The 20,460-nt window shown below is 37.1% G+C and carries 19 protein-coding genes; 4 read left to right on the top strand and 15 right to left on the bottom strand.

The features are described from left to right. Window positions 1–44 precede the first annotated feature (44 nt). The 10 genes from AAEU33_RS12175 to AAEU33_RS12130 form a co-directional block, all read right to left on the bottom strand. Complete coding sequence (locus AAEU33_RS12175) at window positions 45–689, bottom strand: response regulator transcription factor (RefSeq protein ID WP_273648385.1); 645 nt, start codon at window positions 687–689, stop codon at window positions 45–47. After that, window positions 689–1,423, bottom strand: a complete 735-nt coding sequence (locus tag AAEU33_RS12170; protein ID WP_345987778.1) for a HAMP domain-containing sensor histidine kinase — start codon at window positions 1,421–1,423, stop codon at window positions 689–691. The genes AAEU33_RS12175 and AAEU33_RS12170 overlap by 1 nt, the downstream gene beginning before the upstream one ends. 603 nt (window positions 1,424–2,026) lie before the next feature. Beyond that, window positions 2,027–3,460 (bottom strand): hypothetical protein, encoded by a 1,434-nt coding sequence (locus tag AAEU33_RS12165; protein ID WP_345987776.1) that lies wholly within the window; start codon window positions 3,458–3,460, stop codon window positions 2,027–2,029. A gap of 10 nt (window positions 3,461–3,470) precedes the next feature. Continuing rightward, window positions 3,471–6,275: a hypothetical protein gene (locus tag AAEU33_RS12160; protein ID WP_345987775.1), complete on the bottom strand. Its 2,805-nt coding sequence runs from the start codon at window positions 6,273–6,275 to the stop codon at window positions 3,471–3,473. Window positions 6,276–6,284: 9 nt separating this feature from the next. Continuing rightward, window positions 6,285–7,085: an Fn3-like domain-containing protein gene (locus tag AAEU33_RS12155; protein WP_345987773.1), complete on the bottom strand. Its 801-nt coding sequence runs from the start codon at window positions 7,083–7,085 to the stop codon at window positions 6,285–6,287. A gap of 80 nt (window positions 7,086–7,165) precedes the next feature. Further along, the gene (locus tag AAEU33_RS12150) at window positions 7,166–7,711 is read right to left on the bottom strand and encodes a peptidoglycan-binding protein LysM (RefSeq protein WP_172279027.1); all 546 of its coding nucleotides are present in this window, start codon (window positions 7,709–7,711) and stop codon (window positions 7,166–7,168) included. A 201-nt stretch (window positions 7,712–7,912) separates the two neighbouring features. Next, entirely contained in the window at window positions 7,913–8,458 is a 546-nt protein-coding gene (locus tag AAEU33_RS12145; protein WP_345987771.1) for a peptidoglycan-binding protein LysM, read from the bottom strand. Between the two features lie 381 nt (window positions 8,459–8,839). Then, entirely contained in the window at window positions 8,840–9,385 is a 546-nt protein-coding gene (locus AAEU33_RS12140) for a peptidoglycan-binding protein LysM (protein ID WP_172279031.1), read from the bottom strand. Window positions 9,386–9,587: 202 nt separating this feature from the next. Continuing rightward, on the bottom strand, window positions 9,588–10,130 hold the full coding sequence (locus AAEU33_RS12135) for a peptidoglycan-binding protein LysM (protein WP_345987769.1): 543 nt from the start codon (window positions 10,128–10,130) through the stop codon (window positions 9,588–9,590). 268 nt (window positions 10,131–10,398) lie between these two features. Further along, entirely contained in the window at window positions 10,399–11,367 is a 969-nt protein-coding gene (locus tag AAEU33_RS12130) for a helix-turn-helix domain-containing protein (RefSeq protein ID WP_345987768.1), read from the bottom strand. A 133-nt stretch (window positions 11,368–11,500) separates the two neighbouring features. On the opposite strand from AAEU33_RS12130, the gene AAEU33_RS12125 reads away from it, so the two are divergent. Genes AAEU33_RS12125 through AAEU33_RS12110 form a run of 4 tightly spaced genes read left to right on the top strand, consistent with a single transcriptional unit; the run spans window position 11,501 to window position 13,286 of the window. After that, entirely contained in the window at window positions 11,501–11,926 is a 426-nt protein-coding gene (locus AAEU33_RS12125; RefSeq protein ID WP_273648394.1) for an SRPBCC family protein, read from the top strand. Window positions 11,927–11,946: 20 nt separating this feature from the next. Further along, window positions 11,947–12,360 carry a DoxX family protein gene (locus AAEU33_RS12120; protein WP_345987766.1) on the top strand — a complete coding sequence of 138 codons (414 nt, stop codon included), beginning with the start codon at window positions 11,947–11,949 and terminating at the stop codon, window positions 12,358–12,360. Window positions 12,361–12,416: 56 nt separating this feature from the next. Beyond that, the gene (locus AAEU33_RS12115; RefSeq protein WP_345987764.1) at window positions 12,417–12,866 is read left to right on the top strand and encodes an SRPBCC family protein; all 450 of its coding nucleotides are present in this window, start codon (window positions 12,417–12,419) and stop codon (window positions 12,864–12,866) included. 9 nt (window positions 12,867–12,875) lie between these two features. Next, window positions 12,876–13,286, top strand: coding sequence for a hypothetical protein (locus tag AAEU33_RS12110; protein ID WP_345987763.1), 411 nt, complete (start codon window positions 12,876–12,878; stop codon window positions 13,284–13,286). 173 nt (window positions 13,287–13,459) lie between these two features. Here AAEU33_RS12110 and AAEU33_RS12105 read toward each other — a convergent pair whose 3' ends face one another. From AAEU33_RS12105 to AAEU33_RS12085, 5 genes are all read right to left on the bottom strand, one after another. Then, window positions 13,460–13,732 carry a YtxH domain-containing protein gene (locus tag AAEU33_RS12105; RefSeq protein ID WP_345987761.1) on the bottom strand — a complete coding sequence of 91 codons (273 nt, stop codon included), beginning with the start codon at window positions 13,730–13,732 and terminating at the stop codon, window positions 13,460–13,462. Window positions 13,733–14,058: 326 nt separating this feature from the next. Then, entirely contained in the window at window positions 14,059–15,069 is a 1,011-nt protein-coding gene (locus tag AAEU33_RS12100; RefSeq protein ID WP_345987760.1) for a hypothetical protein, read from the bottom strand. 514 nt (window positions 15,070–15,583) lie between these two features. Beyond that, entirely contained in the window at window positions 15,584–16,102 is a 519-nt protein-coding gene (locus tag AAEU33_RS12095) for a DUF2911 domain-containing protein (protein ID WP_345987758.1), read from the bottom strand. 25 nt (window positions 16,103–16,127) lie between these two features. Next, entirely contained in the window at window positions 16,128–17,819 is a 1,692-nt protein-coding gene (locus AAEU33_RS12090; protein ID WP_306612811.1) for a sodium:solute symporter, read from the bottom strand. 100 nt (window positions 17,820–17,919) lie between these two features. Beyond that, window positions 17,920–20,424, bottom strand: a complete 2,505-nt coding sequence (locus tag AAEU33_RS12085) for a PIG-L family deacetylase (protein ID WP_345987756.1) — start codon at window positions 20,422–20,424, stop codon at window positions 17,920–17,922. Window positions 20,425–20,460: the final 36 nt, after the last annotated feature.

The raw sequence follows: 20,460 nt of genomic DNA, 5'->3' as shown, positions 1-20,460 counted from the left end.
ATTGCATCATTTCATTGAATGACAATCAATTTATGATAGAATATTTACTGATTATATAGCCTGAGAATTTCCACCAATTCAGGTATGGATCGTATCTTCAGCTTCTCAAACAACCTGTTTTTATACGTACTGATCGTTGATGAATGGAGATTCAACTGATTAGAAATTTCTTTAAGGGGAAGGCCTTCTGCAAGTTTATTGGCAATTTGCAATTCCCGGTCTGATAGTGCTTCAAGGGGAGAATTTTTTCCTGAACCGGTTAATGATTCAAAAAAAATCGCTTCTTTTATATTATCACTGATATATCGGCCTTTACTGACCATCGCCGTTAAAGCGGTCTCAATTACTTCAGCGGAACTCAGCTTGCTTAGATAGCCTCCTGCCCCCATTTTTAGATAGCGCATCCCATACAGCTCTTCATCCTGTGAAGAAAATATTAGAGTTTTTAATTCAGGCTGGTGAATCTTTATGTAATCTATTGCTTCCTGAACAGTACCATTAGGCATATTAACATCCATAATGGCCAGATCCAGCTTTTCATTCAGAATTAATTTGTACAGCGATTTATAATCCTCTACTTCTGAAATGATGGCATCGGGAATCAATCGTTTGATCGTTTGTATCAAGCCCATCCGAACAATACCATGATCATCTGCTACTACAATACGAATGTTTACTTTTAAACCCATTATTCTATAAATTTATGTAAAAAAAGGGAAACCGTAGTGCCATTATCTTCAGTGGAAATGATTTGGATGTTTCCATGCAGCAAGGATATAAAATTTTTTACAATTTTCAAACTTAACCCAGCTCCTTTCTCGCCGGCAGTCCCCAGGAATATAGGATTACCATACGTATAGATCGCAGGTAAATACTTTTCATTGATTCCCATTCCGGAATCAATTACAGAAAGCACAACCTGATCACTCTCTGTAATTACCTGTAAATAAACATCCTGTCCCGGAAAGGAATATTTTACCGCATTGTTAAAAATTTTATCTAAAACGTATTCGATCAACAGGCGGTCGCTTGTAAGAAACGCGTTATGATCTCCCTTAAAATAAAATTGAATATTTTTTTCTTTTAATTTAGCAGCGTATTTTTCTTTTAAATAGTGAAAAAGATCTATCACCATAATTTTAACGGGTCTAATCTTAAATTCCCCGTATTGCGTTTTTAGCCAGGCAACGCTGTCCTGGATAGTTTGCAGATTCTTCTGGGCATCTTTTTTTACCTGCGGCAACAACTTAAAAAAATCTTCCTCACTTATGGTCTTCTGCTCTAGCTCCTCTATCAGCCACAGAAAGGTTCCAAACAGTTCTTTTGAGTCATGAGACAATATCGAGATCAGTCCGTTCTTAAAATTGATTTCGTTTTCGAGTCTTTCAATTTTCAATTGTAGTTCGTTAATAAAATCATTCATAAATTAAGTATCACAGTTTTAGAAGCTTTTGAATTACTTTTTTGAAGAGGGCAGAAAGGTATATTGTTTCAATATGATTAAAAAATACAGTTCAGCCCTTTCTTCCAGGAGTTAGCAAGTTATAAAAAATATCATATTAGTAAAAAGAAAAATGAAATAGTATCTATTTGAAAACAATAAATGCATTATTTTATTAACTAAAACTTGCTTTGCATGACGTGATATTTCGGCAGAGTTTCTATTCTGTAAAACCGTTTACCGGCACTACCGGAAATGGTAAAAGATGGAGCATGCGACAATATCATCAGATTGCTGATCGAATCTAGCCCAATGATGCAAATTAAAAATAGGTGCCTGAAGCGGCAATAATTGATAGCCAGACCAAAATATATTGGGAATCCTGGACAGTTTTGTGTTTGGACCAACCGCTATAATTGACCCTCAGCCATGAAATATTGGAATGAAATACTCAGAAAAAGAATTATTTGAAGGTGTAAAGCTTATTTATGCCTTATGAAGCTTTTTAAGGAATTCCGCCGGCATTGAAAACAAGAGATGAAATTGAAGTTGAAATTCTAAAATATTGACTACTCTAAAGTATTGTTAAATTGCCGTAAAGCTATAATAAACATTGATAGAGTAAGTGGTATTTTCCTTTCCTACCAAACTTTGAGCACCTGCAGGTGGTATGGTGTATCTTATGTTCAGTTCCCGGTCCAAAACCGGTGCTCCGTTAAAAAGTATTTTTTGAGGAGTTTTGGATAAGGGAACATTTACAGAACTTCCATCTACGCCTATTTGTAATATGTTGGAATTGATATCGGTCTGGAGGCCACCTTTCTTGAAATAATTTTCGTCCGATTTTACATAGAGCTCGAAATTTTCATTGTTGGAAAGCATAATTTGGTTTGGAACCATTTGTGACTGACCATTGGTGTAATGGGCAGCGGTATTAAAATTGAAATTTACATTTCGGCCGGAACTGGGAATGGTAATCTCCGACAGAGGGAGCACCTTTATCTGAACAGCCGTATTTTGTAAACTATTGATTGAGCTATCTATGCTTCTGGCATTGAAATTCAATTCAAACGTATAAGTTCCAGCTTCAAAAAAATAGTTTTTAAAATCTTCAGCAGACACATGAAGCTCTGGAATGAAGCTATTTCTGTTTCCCGCTACAACACTGAAATTAGCCGTGGAAAAATTCTGAAAATCGGCAGATAAGGCTTTGGTCGTGAGAGCTGAGCCATTGCTAGCCAATTTAATGCTTGCTATATTTCTGGTTCCTGAAACACCTTTAGAGGAAGTGAACTGAACGTTAGTGGAAGCAGTTTTTGCCCAAAAATTAAAATCGACCGTATGCGCGATTTCCGTATTCCCCAAATCCCATACCCGCGTGCCCGTATTGCGATAGTCATTCAAAGAAGATATTTCTATGTATTTTGTTAAAGAGTTTGTAATCCATCGTATAGATGAAGGAATCACTAAGATAGTTTTAAAATTGCGTGGTGTAAAATCATTATAATTTTGAGTAATTTCCATGGAGTAATTCCCAGCCCGAAAGGTATTGGCAGTAAATTGTGAAGCAGGAATTTTAAATGTAAAATTAATATTTCCCCGATTGAACCCTCCCCCGAGACTGGTCGATGGTGGTTCAAACCATTTTATGGCGCTTGTACTGAACGACTGAAAACCTGGCAAATAACCTGTTAATCCTGTATATGGCAGCTGCCCACCCATACTTTCCAACTGCCACAGAAGAATGGAAGCGGGTAAAGTAAGCGAGGAAGAAGAGTGGGTAAAAGTTGGTCCCGAAACAGAGGTAAATGTAGGAGCTGTTGGGAGTATCCCTAAAAAGGCATAATCCCAGTTTGTTCTGTTGGCGTTCGTCATTACCCTTGTAGGTACTGAGGTAAATTCGCTCCTGTTAAAAATATTATTTTCAGGAACCGAAAGGTACACATCCTGAGCTTTCGTAGCTGTAGATCCGCAAAGTACAGTAAAAATTCCTATTAAAAAAGCCCTCTTCTTTTTCATACTTTTAAATTTAAAACTTTTTCACCTTAATGATGGTGTCTTTCTTCTTGTATTCAAAAACCACGGTTTTTGAGTAACCTTCTTTTGTCACCAAAATGGTTTGGGTGGGTTGTGTATAGCTGTATTTGTCATTTTCAATATAGAGATCATACTTGCCGTCTTTGAGGAAAAACTCAAACTCATTCTTTGGGTTAACCACTGCGGTATAAATTTTACCATCTTCCCCTTTTGCATATACTACAATCCCTGTTACATCTGTTTCTACAGTATCGTAAGCTTGTTTAATCTCCGTTAATTTCCCAGTTACTCTGATGTTTTTTACCAAGCCCACTTTGCGGTTGATATTATTGTGCACCATAATGACAGGATCCGTCATCAACCGGGAGCCCGCACTTTCGTTCACCTTCAGGGTATAAGTACCTTCAGGAACATTCTGAAAAACTACTTTTCCATTCTTATCCGTCATCGCTACATAATTGTCCAGTTTTACAATTTCATTAGCAAGTACCGATTCACCGGACTCCAGAAGTCCATTATAGTTTTTATCTTCAAAGAACTGGAATGCCACTTTATGATTTCCTAGAGCCGTAGCGGTGGTAAAATATTTTTTAATTCCCACCCTGAACTGGTAATAACTGCCGCTGCTTGCATATTCAGCCGTAGATTTATAACCGGAAAGATTAAAATAACCAGTGGTGGACCAGGAAGGCGAAATCTTATATTCCAGATTACCGGTAATATTGCTGTTTAAATTTTTATAAAGTTCCGAATAGAAGGCTCCGGCAGAAAAAGATCCGGTCAGATTATGATTGAGCATCTGGAAATTATACGAGGCGTATACATTGTAGTTGGCAAAATTACGGTCTGCATTGTAATAAGAAGTTAAATCAAAGACACTGGTAGCATTCCATTGGGCAGTTCCGTTAAGGGAAAATGATTTATATCTGTAAGATAAAGTTGTTTTTAGACTATTGAACCAGTCCTGTTTATTGTTCTCTTTTGAATAAGAATATTCCGCCGTTAGGTTGAATCCATGAGCACCTAATGTCGTGCTTATATTGGCTTCCAACTTGTATGAAAAAAGCTCCTGTGATGTATAAAAATTAGCTGTTTTCTGGTTTTCAACCTTTGGAGAAAGTAGAAAATTCCACTTCTTTAAAGAAAACTGATAGCCTAACCCCAAAGCTTCTGTACTGTTGAAATAATAGCGCAAATTAGCGGTATTCCCCGGTTGGATTGGCTCACTTTGGAAACTTAGGAACTCAGGTTCTACCTGCGAATTCTGATATTGTATAAAAGCGCGTTGAGAAGCGGAAAATTGGTGACCGATTCGCTGATTTGAGAAAAAAGATCCCCGCTTGATCCCTGCATAGCTTTTAGTGGCAAAGGAATTGAAAGATTGTATATCCCATCTCCCTATTTTCCCCTCATAATTGGCTCCCATTAAAGCTCCAGCATTTTCATCTTTATTCGAAAGACCTTCTTCGTGGCTCAGGCCCATCTCCATGCGGATGGTGTGTTTGTCATTAATTAGCAATGAAGTTACTGCATTCGCTACCTGTGTATCTATGTTAAAGCGTGGATCATGGTCGAAAATATAGGATACTTTCCCGTTGAAAGATTTAGCATTCCCAAAACCATATTTTGCACCCACCATGGTAGATCCTTTTGTTTGTTGGAAATAAGTACCATACAAGTTATAATTATTTTCAAGCGCAAGAATTTCAATCTGATTGTTTTTACCAAATTTCGTAGAAACTTTCCCTCCTCTACCGAAAATCGGGTAATCGTAATCATTGCTATTAACATTTCCCACCCGTAATACGGTATTTTTTCTCTCCAATTCCAGCCAGGTATCATAGAAGTTATAACGGCCGTCTTCATGATAGTAATCTGCACTAATATTGAAACGCGATCTCAAATTATCTGTCACACGAAACGCTGTATTTCCTCTCAATTGAAAATAATTGAAACCTGAACTGTTTTCATTATAACTAATTTCCGCAAAATTACTTCCGCCCATCGCTTCGTTTCCCCGGGCAATTTGTCTGTTGTGCGATAAAACGACCAGATAGAGCGTGTTGCTTCCTACTATTTTATTATCAAGCAGATCTGTGACTATTGCATTAATATTAAATTCGGGATAAATTGTATTCTGTTTTCTGACCGCAATTTTGATCTCAATCGTTTGTTTTTCTAAGCCCTCCAGAGATACGGTTTGTTGTTTTGGCATCATTTCCAAACCATCGGGAATGGATTGCAAATCAATCTTAACGGTTCGTTTACTGTACCCTTGGTTTTCTACAGTCAGCAGGATTGAGGATTCGGGCACAGCAGGGTTAATGAAATTTTCATATGTAGCTGTATAAATTGCGATATTTTTGTTCTCGCCTTTTGTAACGAAGAAAGAGGCATTTTCAGTTCTGGTGATCGTCGGGGTAACGTACGAAATCTGGAATTGGATCTCATTGGATCGAAGTTTCATAAAATCCACGTTGGCGATCAGTTTCACAGGAAGATTTTTAGACTGGCCCGCACCTAAGATAAAATCATTTTTAGGATAGAAAAGCAATCCCGGATATTTTTCCTTGGGTATAATATTCTGAATGGTAATCTCTTCAGAACTTTTATTCTCAATAACCAGGAAATTGCTAAAAGTAGAACCTTTCTCAACAGCTACGCTGTCATTTTCAAAATGGATTTGAATATCCTTCTTTTCCTGCGCAAAGGCCAACGAAAAGTGCAGAAAAACAATTACAAAAAATAAGATTGTTCTTCTTAGCAATGATATCGGTATTCCATTCTGTGGTTTCAAGACTAAATTTTAAAATTTAAAGTTTTTTTCTCCTACACGTAAATCATTTGATTCTGCCATTTTGATAATAACCACGCCAAGGAAGTTCCCTGAAATGTTCTCTGGCAAGGAAAATTGAACGACCTGATTGGTATCGGGAAGCATAGAGATGGAAATTGCGGGTAATTTTATTTCCTTACCACTGTCTGTATTGGTGAGTTCAAACTCAACGGTGGCATCATTGATGGTGTTTCCATCATTATGGATACTTACTGCGACTTTTCTGTTCGCTGCATTTTCATTACTCGCTTCTGAAATATTGGTAATATCCAAACTTTTTACGTGGTTACCCGGTGGAGTATAAAAGATGTGAAGTCCCACCTCAAATAAGGTGATAATACCAATACCATTCTGAATACGTGCCTTATCAGCCTGCTGAGGAAGTTGGGTGAAAAACAACATGCTGTTTGTGACGGCAGACTTTGATGCATTTGCAGGAATCTGCATGGTTACTACAATTTCCTTTGTACTTTTTGCAGGAACTGTTACAGTATTTTCTAAAGTAGATATCCAGGACGCATTGGAAGTTTTTGAACTGCCTGCTTCAAGATAAACCTTATTTCCGTCTTCTTCTCTAACCCAATCTTTATAGTTGAGATTAAAAACATAATCCTTATCGGAGCTGTTTTGAAGCGTGACTGTCTTTGTTACTTTTTCACCTGGATTACCTGTGAAAAACAACCGTGTAGGCGACATAGAAATACTTTGTGCCAGAAGTGAGGAATATCCCGCGAGGATAAAGAAAATGAAAAGATGAATGAACTTGTGCATGGTGTAAATAGTTTAATAATAAAGATTCCCAAAACTACTGAAAACGCATCAAAATGGACCTTTACAAACTAAAAATTTTATTATAAAGCAGTCGCTGTATAAGTCACTGTTTGCGTATAAGTTCCGGCCGGTTTACCTAAAATATCAGATGATGATGATTTTGCAGCTGGAATGGTGTAGTCCAGATTCAGTGTTAATGCGCTTCCGAGAGGAGCGTTTGCTACTAAAGTTTTTTCTCCTGCTGATAAAATCACATCAGTTTTTGTTCCGCCCATATTTCCAGGAGCTGCTGCGGCTTTGATTGTCAAAACATCTACAGGGATGGAGTTTAAACCATTGACGAAAGTCGGGCCACCTGCTTTTACCTTTACATTAAAGTTCTTCGTTGAGGTGATTTTCAAAGCCGAGGCCTGAGCCACTGTTTTTTCCGAATTATAGTCCATTGCAGTAACATAGTTGAAGGCAACTGTCCCTCCCATTGCAGTACTTCCTGCATCAATAGAGATTACATCGTTCAGGGTAATGTTTACGGTTGTGGTTGCGGTTGTATTTTGAGCTTGAACATTGTTAGATCCTAACATGATTGCTCCAATAGTTAAGGCTGCGATTGCGATTTGTTTTGTCATGGTAGTACTATTAATTTTTATTCTTGTTTATTTGCTCTCTTTTGAACACTACAAATCTACAGTGGCGATAAAAGTTTCTTTGTAGTGGAAAGAGGAAGTTGATGTAGTAAAATAACTACAGTATTATTCATCTGGTTTAAATAGAAAACCCTCAACACTTTACCGGTATTGAGGGCATATTTATATATAATTGTGTTTTTATTATAAAGCAGTCGCAGTATAAGTTACTGTTTGAGTATAAGTTCCGGCCGGTTTACCTAAAATATCAGATGATGATGATTTTGCAGCTGGAATAGTGTAATCCAAATTCAGTGTTAATGCGCTTCCTAGTGGGGCATTTGTAACTAAATTCTGATCCGTTGCAGATAAAACTACAGCATTTTTTGTTCCCCCCATGGTTCCGGCAGCTGTAGCTGCTTTGATGGTCAAAACATTGACAGGGATTAAGTTCGTTCCATTCATGAAATTAGCACCCCCTGCTTTTACTTTAACATTAAAGTTCTTCGTTGAAGTTACTTTTAAAGAGTTGGCCTTAGTAATCGTCTGATCAGAATTATAGTCTGCTGCAGTAACATAGTTAAAATCAACCGTATTACCAATGGCTGTACTTCCTGCGTCGATAGATATTACGTCGTTCAGGGTAATGTTTACGGTTGTAGTTGCGGTTGTATTTTGAGCTTGAACATTGTTAGTTCCAAATATGATTGCTCCAAAAGTTAAGGCTGTGATTACGACTTGTCTTGTCATGATAGTAATATTTTATTGTTATTTTTTACTTAATTGTTATCTTTTGTATACTGCAAATTTATAGTGGTGCTAAAAGTTTCCTTGTAGTGGAAAACGGAAGTTCATGTAGTAAAATAACTACAAGGTTTATTCATTTAACTTAAATAGTAAAGCCCTCAACACTTTCTAATTATTGAGGGCGTATATAAATTCCTGTAATTTCTATTATAAGGCTGTCGCAATATAAACTACCGTTTGCGTATAATTTTTATTTAGGTTTTCACAAAAAATATTCCCGGATTTTGAATTGTATTTATACCGGTACAATACATATAAAATCAAAGGCCTCCTGAGGAAGCCTTCGAAACACCAAATCACAAAATATTAATATGAAAAATTAATTTATAAAGCTGTTGCAGTATAAGTTACTGTTTGAGTATAAGTTCCGGCCGGTTTACCTAAAATATCAGATGATGATGATTTTGCAGCTGGAATAGTGTAATCCAAATTCAGTGTTAATGCGCTTCCCAGTGGGGCATTTGTAACTAAATTCTGATCCGTTGCAGATAAAACTACAGCATTTTTTGTTCCCCCCATGGTTCCGGCAGCTGTAGCTGCTTTGATGGTCAAAACATTGACAGGGATTAAGTTCGTTCCATTCATGAAATTAGCACCCCCTGCTTTTACTTTAACATTAAAGTTCTTCGTTGAAGTTACTTTTAAAGAGTTGGCTTTAGTAATCGTCTGATCAGAATTATAATCTGCTGCAGTAACATAGTTAAAATCAACCGTATTACCAATGGCTGTACTTCCTGCGTCAATAGATATTACATCGTTCAGGGTAATGTTTACGGTTGTAGTTGCAGTTGTATTTTGAGCTTGAACATTGTTAGTTCCAAATATGATTGCTCCAAAAGTTAAGGCTGTGATTACGATTTGTTTTTTCATGGTGGTAATATTTTATTGTTATTTTTTACTTAATTGTTATCTTTTGTATACTGCAAATTTATAGTGGTGCTAAAAGTTTCTTTGTAGTGGAAAACGGAAGTTCATGTAGTAAAATAACTACAAGATTTACTCATATGATAAATGAAAAGCCCTCGATACTTTTGTAGTATCGAGGGCTTTTCTATTTAAAATTAATATTGACTTACAATGCAGTGGCAGTATAAGTTATTTTTTGTGTATAAGTTCCTTGTGGTTTTCCTAAAAGTACCTTGGATGCATTTTCCGCAGAAATAGAGTAAGCAATATTTAAAGACTGTTTGGTACCCAAACTTGCATTACTCACCAACACCTGATCATTTGGAGATAAAGTGACCTCATTAAGAGTTCCCACCAAACTTCCGCCTGGTATCGCTTTTACTTGTAATATATCTACAGGAATAACGTTTGCGCCATTTACAAAGTGTGGCCCTTCAGATTTTACTTTTACATCAAAATTTTTAGAGGAAATAATGACTAAACTATTGGGAACGGTCACATTTTTAGATGAACTATAATCTTTTGTGCTCCCATAATTAAAATCTACGGCGCCTTCTGAAGCAGCAGAGCCAATATCCATTGCAATAACGTCTGATAAAATAATATTGACTGATGTACTCACCTGCTCTGAATTTTGTGCCATAGCCCGGTGGGTTCCTAAGGCAGTTGCTCCCAGAGACAACGCAACGATAAAGATTTGCTTTTTCATGATTAAATAAATTTAGTGAGGTGTAATAATATGGTCATTCAGAATTCAGAATTCATTATAAAGCTAATAACATTATATGACATTACCAAGACTTTTTCATTATTAAGTGTATTATCATAAAGATATTCAATCTGATAGAGTTATTTCATATTATAATCTTAAACTCCTTACTAGTAACTTTCTCGTTGAGCAAATTAATCTCTTTTGAAATTGTATCTATAATCAATACCTTTTGCAGGCTTATTGTAAAAAAACCTGATGCTAAGGCTTAATAAACTTTGGCAAACTTATTCCGGTATTCAATGGGGGTAAGTCCGGTGATTTTTCTGAAAATATCACGAAATGCCTTTGTATCCGTATAGCCTACATCATACATTACTTCCGAAACATTTTTCCGGGATTGTTCAAAAAACTTTTTAGCAGCCTCTATGCGTACCCGCTGTATGTATTCTACAGGAGTATTGTTTGTGGCATCCTTAAACCTTCTTTCAAACGTACGGCGTCCTATACCGGCATAGGCAGCAAGATCTTCAACTGTCATTTTATCTTCATAATGATCTTCTATAAAATCCTGAACACTTTTAATCTGTTCATCCGTATGGCTTCTTTGACCACGGAAAATGGCAAATTGCGATTGGTTATCCCTGCTTATGTCCAGGGCAAAATATTTTGAGATCATAATAGCAGTTTCCCTGTCGGAATATTTTTCTACTAGGTAAAGTATCAGGTTCCATAAGCTGCTCGCTCCACCACTGCTGTAAATATTATCATGTTCTGTTATAATGGCCCCGTCTTCTACTTCTATCTGCGGATACCTATTTTTAAACTCGTTAATATAAGCCCAATGTGTAGAACATTTACTGCCGTCCAGAAGACCTGTTTCTGCAAGAAGGAAGGCACCGACACATAAACTGGCAAGGCTTGTTCCTTCGAAATAAAGTTTCCTGAAATAGGGAATTGCATCTGCATTTGCCGCTATGCCTTCCTCCATATCCCCAAAGGTAGGAGGAATGATAAGCAGATCCGTATGGGTAACATTCTGAAGGAGCCTGTTTGTCTTTATCGTATACTCTCCGCTATTAGCAGGAACATACTCATTTAATCCTACATATTCTACTTTAAAGATTGGCTTTTTCCCGAATACGGAAAGAAACTCATTCGCAGTATGAAAAGTCCTGAATGCCGGGGTTATGGCTTCTATGGTACCATATTGAGGAACAAAAACTGATATCTGCATACCTTTTATTTTGGTGTAAATATACTTATAATTTTTGTCGTAATCCACCCCTTAGGTTGTCGTTTTTACAACACCCGTTTTTTTATTATCTGTTCGATCTTTGTCATAACAATAACAACAAAAAATTAAAACAATGAAAAACGAACAAAAAATTCAGGTACAGGCCGAAGTTAATGCTCCTGTGGAAAAAGTATGGAAAATGTGGAATTCACCGGAAGATATTATGAACTGGAATTCGGCACACCCAAGCTGGCATTGTCCCAGTAGTAATAATGATCTCAGAGTCGGAGGTACATTTACAAACAGAATGGAAGCCAGGGATGGAAGTTTCGGTTTCGATTTCTCCGGTACTTACGATAAGGTTGACCCAAACAGGGAAATAAGTTATACCATGGCTGATGGAAGAACAGCCTCTACCATCTTCGATATACAAAACGGAAAAACATTGATAACAACAAGCTTTGATCCTGAAACCGAGAATGATCCCGAATTTCAGAAACAGGGCTGGCAGGCTATTCTGGACAATTTTGTAAAATATGCAGAATCATCAAATAATTAATAATTACTAAATCCTTAAATATGAAAAAGAATAAAATAATTTTCTGGACAGCTACCATTGTACTGATCCTCTGGGAAGGCGTTATGCCTGCTGCAACTTTATTGTTTGCACCCGAATATGTAAATGCAGGAACAAAAGCCCTGGGGTATCCGGACTATTTTGCCTACGCATTAATTATCTGCAAGATATTAGGAATTGTGGCCATATCATTTAATAAGGTACCTGATAAAATAAAAGAATGGGCCTATGCCGGTCTGGCTTTTAACCTGATATTTGCTTTTATAAGCCATGCATGTGTTGACGGTAATCTGGGATATATGTTGATGCCACTTGTATTTTTGGCAGTACTGATGGTCTCTTATCGCTTCCGGAAATGGAATGTCCGAAAAGAAGAATCAGCCGCTTCCTATGATAAAATCCCGTCAGTACAATAAATCTTTGGATAATTAAAAAAAAACTAAAATATATTCAAACCTCTAAAATCAAAAAAATGACAAACAACAACGTTTCATTACACAGAATAATCCAGGCAGCTCCGGAAAAAGTTTTCCGCGCATTTGCCGATGTAACAGCTTATGCTTCCTGGATTCCGCCCTATGGATTTATATGCACTGTGCAGCAGGCAGATTTTAAAGAAGGCGGACAGTTTAAAATGACTTTTATTAATTTCAGCACCGGTAACGGACATTCTTTCGGTGGTACCTATACTGAGATCAGAGAAGGGCAGTTTCTTAAATATATTGAGCATTTTGATAATCCGGCTTTGCAGGGAGAAATGACTACTACAGTCTCATTCGGCAAAGTATCGTGCGGAACAGAAATCAGAATTGAACAAACTGGTATTCCTGAACAGATACCTGCAGAAATGTGCTATCTGGGCTGGCAGGAATCCCTTGAAAAATTAAAAAGGCTTGTGGAGCCTGAAATTCCGGATGCTTAATGTAACTATATGCTTAACCATCAAAATGAATCTGCAAGATTTGGAGTATTTATAACGTTAACGGGAAACTGTAAAGAAGCATTTACCTTTTATCAATCCTGTTTTGGAGGAGAACTTTTTTTTGAACTATTGGAAATACCTCTGAATCAATATTACAATAAACCGGTGATTAGTGGTTCTCTAATTTCTGAACGCATCGTTCTTCATGGTTCCGATCTTGTTCATGATGAAGGTTACCAAACGGGCAACCAACTTGCAATTTATTTTCCCTGTCAGGATGCATCCGAACGGTCTAGGCTTATAATGTGGCTCGCTAAAGATAAAGAAAGTTCTTCTCCGGAAGCGGAAAAACAACGGTTCATCGAAATAACAGATCTTTTTGGGGTTCGGTGGATATTGGGGGTAGCTGACGGAAAGTAAAAAAAAGTATAATAATCTATAAGATTAATTCTAATAAGATTTTCCTGTTAGATACTGTAAAACTTTACCTATTAACAATAAAATACCAGAGTGGTTAAGGAAAGCTTAACCACTCTAGTATTTAAAAACTTTATAGCCCTTGGCTAAAAATCCTTACTCTTATATTAATTATATTAATCAAACTTGTCAGTTATAGTATTCACAACATTACTCGTTGTATCTTTTAAATTTGAAGAAATATTGTTGTACTCCTCCTTCACTTTGTCAGTAACCTCATCATATTTATTCTGAGCTTGATACTTAACATTCTTGGCTAATTTCTTGATTTTCTTTCTTGTATTTTTGCCACTTTTAGGAGCATATAACAGACTTATTGCTGCTCCAACTGCTGCTCCACCAATCAATGCTAAAAGTAATCCTGTCGTGTTATTTTTTTTCTTGCACATATTAATCGTTTTTCAAATAATTTGTAATTCAGTATAAAAGGGTACAATTAACATACCATTTTTTTATTCATATTCGAAAATTCTTACAAGTTAATGGGAAAAAATTATTCGAAATTATAAAATATAATCCTTCCTTTTATATAAGTTTTCAGGTATAAACAAAATGAAAAAAAGATTGTCTTTAAATTAATTCTCATTGCATTTTATTTAAGATTATTGTAATCAAAATAAATTTAAAAGAAAGCTGTACAAGTTAACAGCTTTCTTTTATTTTCAGACTTCTTTAATAAGAAGTTTTACCCTAGTTTATTTATTTAAAAGTTTGTTTACTCATTAGTATTTTCAATTACTAACAAATCTCTTTGCTTTTTTCCTGCTACTATTGAGCCAAAGACTGAACTAATAACTCCCAGCAAAAGTCCAAAAAATGAAAATAATGCAAATTTTGAAAGACCTGAAGCCACATCCTGCCCTACTTCTTTTGCTTTCTGTTCAGTTTTTTCTTTAGTTTCTTTAATCTTTGCCTTAGTCTCGTTTGTTACTTTTATCCAATTGTCAACGATCTGCTCAGATTCTACTTTTGATTTGCCGGTTCTGTGCATAACAATATTAGCTAAGGCATCACGGTCAACGGCTTCAAATGTAGAATTTTCTGATTGAAAAAGTTTAGAGAATAATGAATCAATCTTAGCTTGTGTTTCCTGAGGGTTTTCTAATATCGAATTTGCTGTACCTTTTACATTGTCAGAAGCTTTCTTTGATTTGTTTTCAAGATTTCCAGGTTGTAATTCTTTTTTATCTGTTTGCTTGAGCAGTAACTCTGCTTCGCTTTTAAGCTTCATTATGGAGTTCTGGTTGATATTTAATTGATCATTGATCATATCACCTGCTTTTGGCGCTACTGCCTTCACACCTTCACCTGCTACATCAAGTCCTTTATTAACAACAGCTCCCACACCTCCAACAATTTTACCGACTGAACTCGTAATTATATAAAGATTTAAAATAGTAAGTAGACACCATGTAATTGCCCCATGCAATGACAAATCTATCTTATTAATCTGGTTAGAAAACCAACCAGCAACCCAGCCGCCACAAAATAATGAAATTAGCATAGTGACAATCCACCATATAAGTGCTCCGGTTCCTAATCCTTTAAAGGGTTTTGCTTCTTCAAGAGGATTTATACTTCCCAGGCCAATTGCCAAACCTAATAGATTCAATAATAGTTGAACCGCTATAGCTATTATGACACCAGCAAAAATGGAAGTCCATGATAAACGATTGATAACACCAATTACAGATTGATCATTAGCAGTTTTAATTGTTTGTTTCATAATATTTTATATAAAGATTAGTATAATAGTTTAGCTATCTGTTGGTTGATATATAGACGTAAAAAAGAACTGCCAAGAATAAAGTTGGTAGAATTAGTCTACATCAAAATATTTAATTTAATAGGCTAAAGGTTAATCAATAGTAGTATTGATAATTTAATACATTAACCGATGTAATAAAGCCCTACTGAAAAAGATGAAACCTTTATAGTTTTTGTTTCACTTTAAACAGTGTCTTATTTTATTATCTCACATATATGTGATATTATTACTTATGACAATTTTCATACCAAACAAAAAAAGAAAAATAATATCATTAAGAAAATAACAATCTAAATCACTAAAAATCAGTACATAAAAAAAATAACAACTAAAGAAAATTAAAGTTAAAATGAGTTTTTACATAGTTATAAAGATCATTGAGAAATTGGTAAGTGTGAAGTTGGCTTACAGAAATTATACTATAAATAACAAAAAATCCCGGATGATCCGGGATTTTTTGTTGTATCTCAATTTATTTGATCTCCACAGGAACCGAGATTTTATCCCAATCCATTGTGAATCCATTACTGTTGATTTTATACACTAAATTTTCCTGTGTTGCCGGTAAAGCTTTTGTTTTTACATCAACACGTAAAGCATCTTTTGCCTCTTCGTATTTGTAAGCACCCCATTGTTTCGGCTCTTTGTTGAAAATCGCAGTCCATGTTCCACTTTCTTTAGGAATCAGGAAGAAGCTGTATTTCCCTGCAGGCAGCGGTTTACCCTGAACGGTAATATTTTTATCCGTTTCAAAAGTAGTTGCTTCATTAGCTCCCGCACGCCAAACTTTATCGTAAGCTTCTAAACCACCCCAGATGGTACGCCCTTTAACAGAAGGACTGCTATAGTTTATGGTAATGGTGGCATCTTTAATTTTTCCCGTAGCAGTAGCCGGAGGGCTGGCAGGCTTTTTAGTGTCCTGTGCAAAGGCATTTACTGAAAGCGTCATTGCAGCAAAAACTACAGTAACAGATTTAATCATTGTTTTCATAATAATTTGTTTGTTTATTTGTTGTTTACGAATTTACATCTTTCGGCTTATAAAATACTAAACCAATTGCAGAAAATATAACGACTGCCGCTGCGCCGATTACATTAAGCCAGAGGAAAGAAATGATATCCAACTGGTAAACGGCAATTACCGTAATTTCTGATACAATGGCAGAAATAAATACATTCGCGCCGTTGATTTTCTTATAATAAAATGCAACCAGAAAAATCCCTAAAATCGGGCCGTAGAAAAGAGACCCCAATACATTCACCGCTTCAATAAGCGAGCCCATTTGCGTGGCAAACATAGCTACCCCAATCGAGAAAATACCCCAGGCCAAAGTGTGCAGGCGACTGTATTTCAATTCGGTTTTCTCATCAGGAATATCTTTTCTGAATATCAGATGAACATCCTTTAATGAGCAGGCGGCAAGGGAATTCAGCGCTGCTGAAATGGACCCCCAGCTTGCCAGAAAAATGACGGCAAACAGTAAACCGATCATTCCTACAGGCAGGTTATTTTTTACGAAATACAGGAAAATGTAATTCGTATCCGTTTTCTCTGCATTATAATTTGATTTATTAATTGCTTCCTCTACCCTTCCGTGCAATGCTTTTACCTCAGTTTGCGTATTTTTAAAATCCTGAATTGTTTTGTTGAGCCGGGGGGAATGAGTTTCTTTTAGCTTTAAAATTTCTTTTGATTCTGCGTTAAATTTTATTTGCAAATCCTGATGTTCTTTTTCAAAAACCGCAGCCTGTTCAGGTTTTGTTTCCTTTAAATATTGATAAGAACGTTCATTAAAATAAATCGGAGCCGGTTTCAGAGAAAAGAATGCGAAAAGCAGGGCACCGATCAGGAGAATGGCAAACTGCATCGGAATTTTAACCAATCCGTTCAACAGCAAACCCATTTTTGCATTGGTGTTGTCTTTGGCCGTAATATACCTGCCGACCTGACTCTGGTCCGTCCCGAAGTAAGAAAGCGCCAGGAAAAAACCGCCAATCAATCCACTCCAGATATTGTATTTGTCTTTCCAGTCGAATTCTGTGGTAATGACATTGAGCTTGCCTGATTTCCCCGCCAGATACAACGCATCCTTAAAACCAATTCCGTTCGGCATATTCTCGATAAGCAGATACCCAGCAAAAGCCATTGTTCCCAAAATAATGAGAAACTGCAATTTTTGCGTGTGAGCGATCGCTTTTGCACCGCCAACATAGGTATAAATCAACAGAATGCCGCCCGTTAAAACATTGGTCAAATAAATATTCCAGTTTAAAACGCTTGATAAGATGATGCTCGGCGCGTAAATGCTGATTCCTGTTGACAAACCCCTGGAAAAAAGAAAAAGCAATGAAGTGAGTACCCTTGTTTTCTTATCAAAACGGTTTTCTAAATATTCATAGGCCGTATACACATTCAGGCGCTGAAAAATAGGGATGAAGGTGATACAGATAACGATCATCGCCAAAGGCAAACCAAAATAATACTGAACGAAACGCATACCGTCCGTATAGGCCTGGCCCGGTGCTGAAAGAAATGTAATGGCACTAGCCTGCGTAGCCATAATACCTATCAGCACAATGTACCAAGGCATTTTATTATCTGCCTTCAGGTAGGATTCGTTGTTTTTTTGGCCCCGGCCGATGAATACGCCGTAAACCACCACTGCAACCAGTGTAAAAATGAGAACTGTCCAATCTATATTACTCATGCCCAGAATTTAGTAAACCAATAATAAAATGCAATCTGGAATACTAATGCTACTGCTAATAGTATGTACCAGATATTCCAGTTTTTAAGTTGTTTGTTCATCAGTTTTTCTGTGCACTTAAAAAATTAAAAAATAAACGTGCCGCCCCCACATTTCCCGCAGGCAGCTGTCTGAAAAATGCCAACGGCGTATAGATAAAATTACCCTTACCGTATTGGGCATATAAAGTAGATCCCTGAAGAGGCTCTTCATCAGTATCGTGCATTTCAAAAAGCGGTTCATACGCTGCATCCCATTGTGCAGGGAAATAGGCACCACGCTCCTGCACCCAGCCTTTAAAATCATCAGGAGTAATTTTGTTTGGAAAGTTCAGTAATTTATGATCAGGGTTTAAAAACGTAACCGCAGCATTTTCTTCGGTAACCCGTTTATTGGCAATACTGAAATTGTATATCCCCAATTTATCAACGGTTGTATCCTGGTTGGTGTTATACTGCATTACCAGATTACCACCCTTTTTTACGTAAGACCATAGAAAAGGCATCCAACGACCCAGCTTTTTCTCTGTGTTATTAGCGCGAACCCCAAGTACGATGGCATCATACTGCGATAGCTTGCTCTGACTCCCGTCTCCGGCAGACTCATCTATATTGCCATAAAAATCTTCATCTTTCAGGACGTCTACCTGGATACCTGCAATGCGTAGGAAGTCAGGAATGAAATCACCCGCACCTTCTATATACCCCACTTTTTTAACCTTCGCCTGAATGTCACCTTTCATGATGGTTACAGTGGCAGGTGCAAAATATTGTAAAGAAGGTAAATGCGGATACTGAATTAATATCTGCTTTTTATTATACGTAACTCCATCTGCAACAAAATTGGCTTCCAGTTGCAAGCGGGATGAATTAACTGAAGCCAGTTTCGTTTTTGGAATAACATAATCGATGGTAGTATCTTTTCCATTGAGCGAACTAATATCCGCGCTACCTATTCGCTCTCCGTTATACATGAGATTGAGGATACCTTTATTGAAGTTTTTGCTGGAATTCACCTTAACATTTAAACTCAAATGTAAATCTTCATTTCCTTTAACCACATACAGGGGTTGTATAAATTTCAGCTCCAATGCTGGAACAATACGCAGGCCTTCGACCACATCGCCACGCACCGGATCTAATTTCTTAAAAGATAAAGGAAGTTTAACCTGAAATTTTTCAGAGCCTATTTTTAAACCAAGCAACACATTCAGGGATGACTCCGCCTCAGGCAAACCAATTAAAGTATCATTCGGAACAGAGAAAGTTGCTGCGTTGGCGGGAGGTTTTGCCAACCAGTAAGGTTCTGTAAGTGCCGCATCTGCAGGAATCTGAATGTTATGCTGAATGGTAATTAAAGAATCTTTTGACAGTTTTCTATTGAAGCTTTCTGATTGATGTAACCATTGTACATTTTCTAAAACAACAGGATCAGCAGCTCTTGAAATCAGATTTAACCTGAAATTATAATGGTCCCCGGCTACGGCTTCAGCCTGATTCGTCACCACCTCGCCCATAAATCCGGCACAGCTCAGAATGATATGGTCGAGAGATTTAATTTTATCCTTTTTCAGATCTGCATCCTGAAGTGCCATAACCTTTTTTCGTAAGGCAAGCAAAGCGGGTAAACTCAGGTCAGGATTATTGAAATTGAAGGTGGAAATAATTTGATCTAAGGCCAGGTCAATGTCAGCGTTTCCTTTTGAAGTCCAGGTTTTAACGACTCCGTCAAAAAGTGTTGCTTTTGCAGGCTCTCCGATAACATGAGAAAAATATTCAGTTTTGATTCCGGCTACAGACTGTGTTCCTGCTCCCTGGCTTTTATGTAGGCTTCTGCTTAATCCTGCCAGTTCACCATAGCCCATTCCCAGCAGCGGATCATATTGCCCAACGGTAACTTTCAGTTGATTTTCAGCGGTTGTATTAACTCCACCAAACCGGAAAGTATTCCACAATACGCGTTTGGGTTGCCATACATTCACATATTTTAATTGATCCGGAAAAGCAGTTTTATCACCTGCCAGCCTGAAGGCTTTTTCCGCAACCACGGCCGAAGCCGCATGTTGTCCGTGGCCTGCCGCTGCAGTTGGAGGAAATCGACAAATAATAACATCCGGACGGAATTGACGGATCACCCAAACAACATCCGCTATAATGCTCTTTTCATCCCATTGTTTGAAAGTATCGGTCGTATTTTTAGAAAACCCGAAATCAATGGCCCGGGTAAAAAACTGTTGGGCACCGTCTAATTTTCTTGCCTCCAAAAGCTCATGCGTTCTGATTAAACCCAATGCTGCCCCCTGCTCTGTGCCTAATAAATTCTGACCACCATCACCTCTTGTCAAAGACAGATAGCCCGTTTCTACATTTTGATCGTTGATTAACCAGGAAAGCAATCCTGTATTTTCATCATCGGGATGAGCCGCAAGGTATAAAACTTTAGGCAGCTGTTTAATTGTTTTGAGTTCACGGTAAATTTCAGAAGATTGGGAAGGTCGAACCTGTTGGGCCGAACAAAAAACCGTATAAAAGCCAAGAATAAATACAGCGCTTACTTTTTTGAACATTTAAATTTGCTTTGCGACAAATATAAGTAAATCATC

The organism is Chryseobacterium sp. Chry.R1 (assembly GCF_039645525.1).
GTDB classification, from domain to species: Bacteria; Bacteroidota; Bacteroidia; order Flavobacteriales; family Weeksellaceae; genus Chryseobacterium; species Chryseobacterium proteolyticum.
Note: the sequence above shows the minus strand (reverse complement) of the source record. Positions and strands in the feature narration are given on the sequence as shown.

Coding starts and splice junctions, on each gene's coding strand:
- AAEU33_RS12090 (WP_306612811.1), bottom strand. CDS start 17,819: ATGAGTAATATAGATTGGACAGTTCTCATTTTTACACTGGTTGCAGTG.
- AAEU33_RS12140 (WP_172279031.1), bottom strand. CDS start 9,385: ATGAAAAAACAAATCGTAATCACAGCCTTAACTTTTGGAGCAATCATA.
- AAEU33_RS12145 (WP_345987771.1), bottom strand. CDS start 8,458: ATGACAAGACAAGTCGTAATCACAGCCTTAACTTTTGGAGCAATCATA.
- AAEU33_RS12165 (WP_345987776.1), bottom strand. CDS start 3,460: ATGAAAAAGAAGAGGGCTTTTTTAATAGGAATTTTTACTGTACTTTGC.
- AAEU33_RS12110 (WP_345987763.1), top strand. CDS start 12,876: ATGCTTAACCATCAAAATGAATCTGCAAGATTTGGAGTATTTATAACG.
- AAEU33_RS12100 (WP_345987760.1), bottom strand. CDS start 15,069: ATGAAACAAACAATTAAAACTGCTAATGATCAATCTGTAATTGGTGTT.
- AAEU33_RS12175 (WP_273648385.1), bottom strand. CDS start 689: ATGGGTTTAAAAGTAAACATTCGTATTGTAGTAGCAGATGATCATGGT.
- AAEU33_RS12120 (WP_345987766.1), top strand. CDS start 11,947: ATGAAAAAGAATAAAATAATTTTCTGGACAGCTACCATTGTACTGATC.
- AAEU33_RS12130 (WP_345987768.1), bottom strand. CDS start 11,367: ATGCAGATATCAGTTTTTGTTCCTCAATATGGTACCATAGAAGCCATA.
- AAEU33_RS12135 (WP_345987769.1), bottom strand. CDS start 10,130: ATGAAAAAGCAAATCTTTATCGTTGCGTTGTCTCTGGGAGCAACTGCC.
- AAEU33_RS12170 (WP_345987778.1), bottom strand. CDS start 1,423: ATGAATGATTTTATTAACGAACTACAATTGAAAATTGAAAGACTCGAA.
- AAEU33_RS12095 (WP_345987758.1), bottom strand. CDS start 16,102: ATGAAAACAATGATTAAATCTGTTACTGTAGTTTTTGCTGCAATGACG.
- AAEU33_RS12155 (WP_345987773.1), bottom strand. CDS start 7,085: ATGCACAAGTTCATTCATCTTTTCATTTTCTTTATCCTCGCGGGATAT.
- AAEU33_RS12105 (WP_345987761.1), bottom strand. CDS start 13,732: ATGTGCAAGAAAAAAAATAACACGACAGGATTACTTTTAGCATTGATT.
- AAEU33_RS12125 (WP_273648394.1), top strand. CDS start 11,501: ATGAAAAACGAACAAAAAATTCAGGTACAGGCCGAAGTTAATGCTCCT.
- AAEU33_RS12115 (WP_345987764.1), top strand. CDS start 12,417: ATGACAAACAACAACGTTTCATTACACAGAATAATCCAGGCAGCTCCG.
- AAEU33_RS12150 (WP_172279027.1), bottom strand. CDS start 7,711: ATGACAAAACAAATCGCAATCGCAGCCTTAACTATTGGAGCAATCATG.
- AAEU33_RS12085 (WP_345987756.1), bottom strand. CDS start 20,424: ATGTTCAAAAAAGTAAGCGCTGTATTTATTCTTGGCTTTTATACGGTT.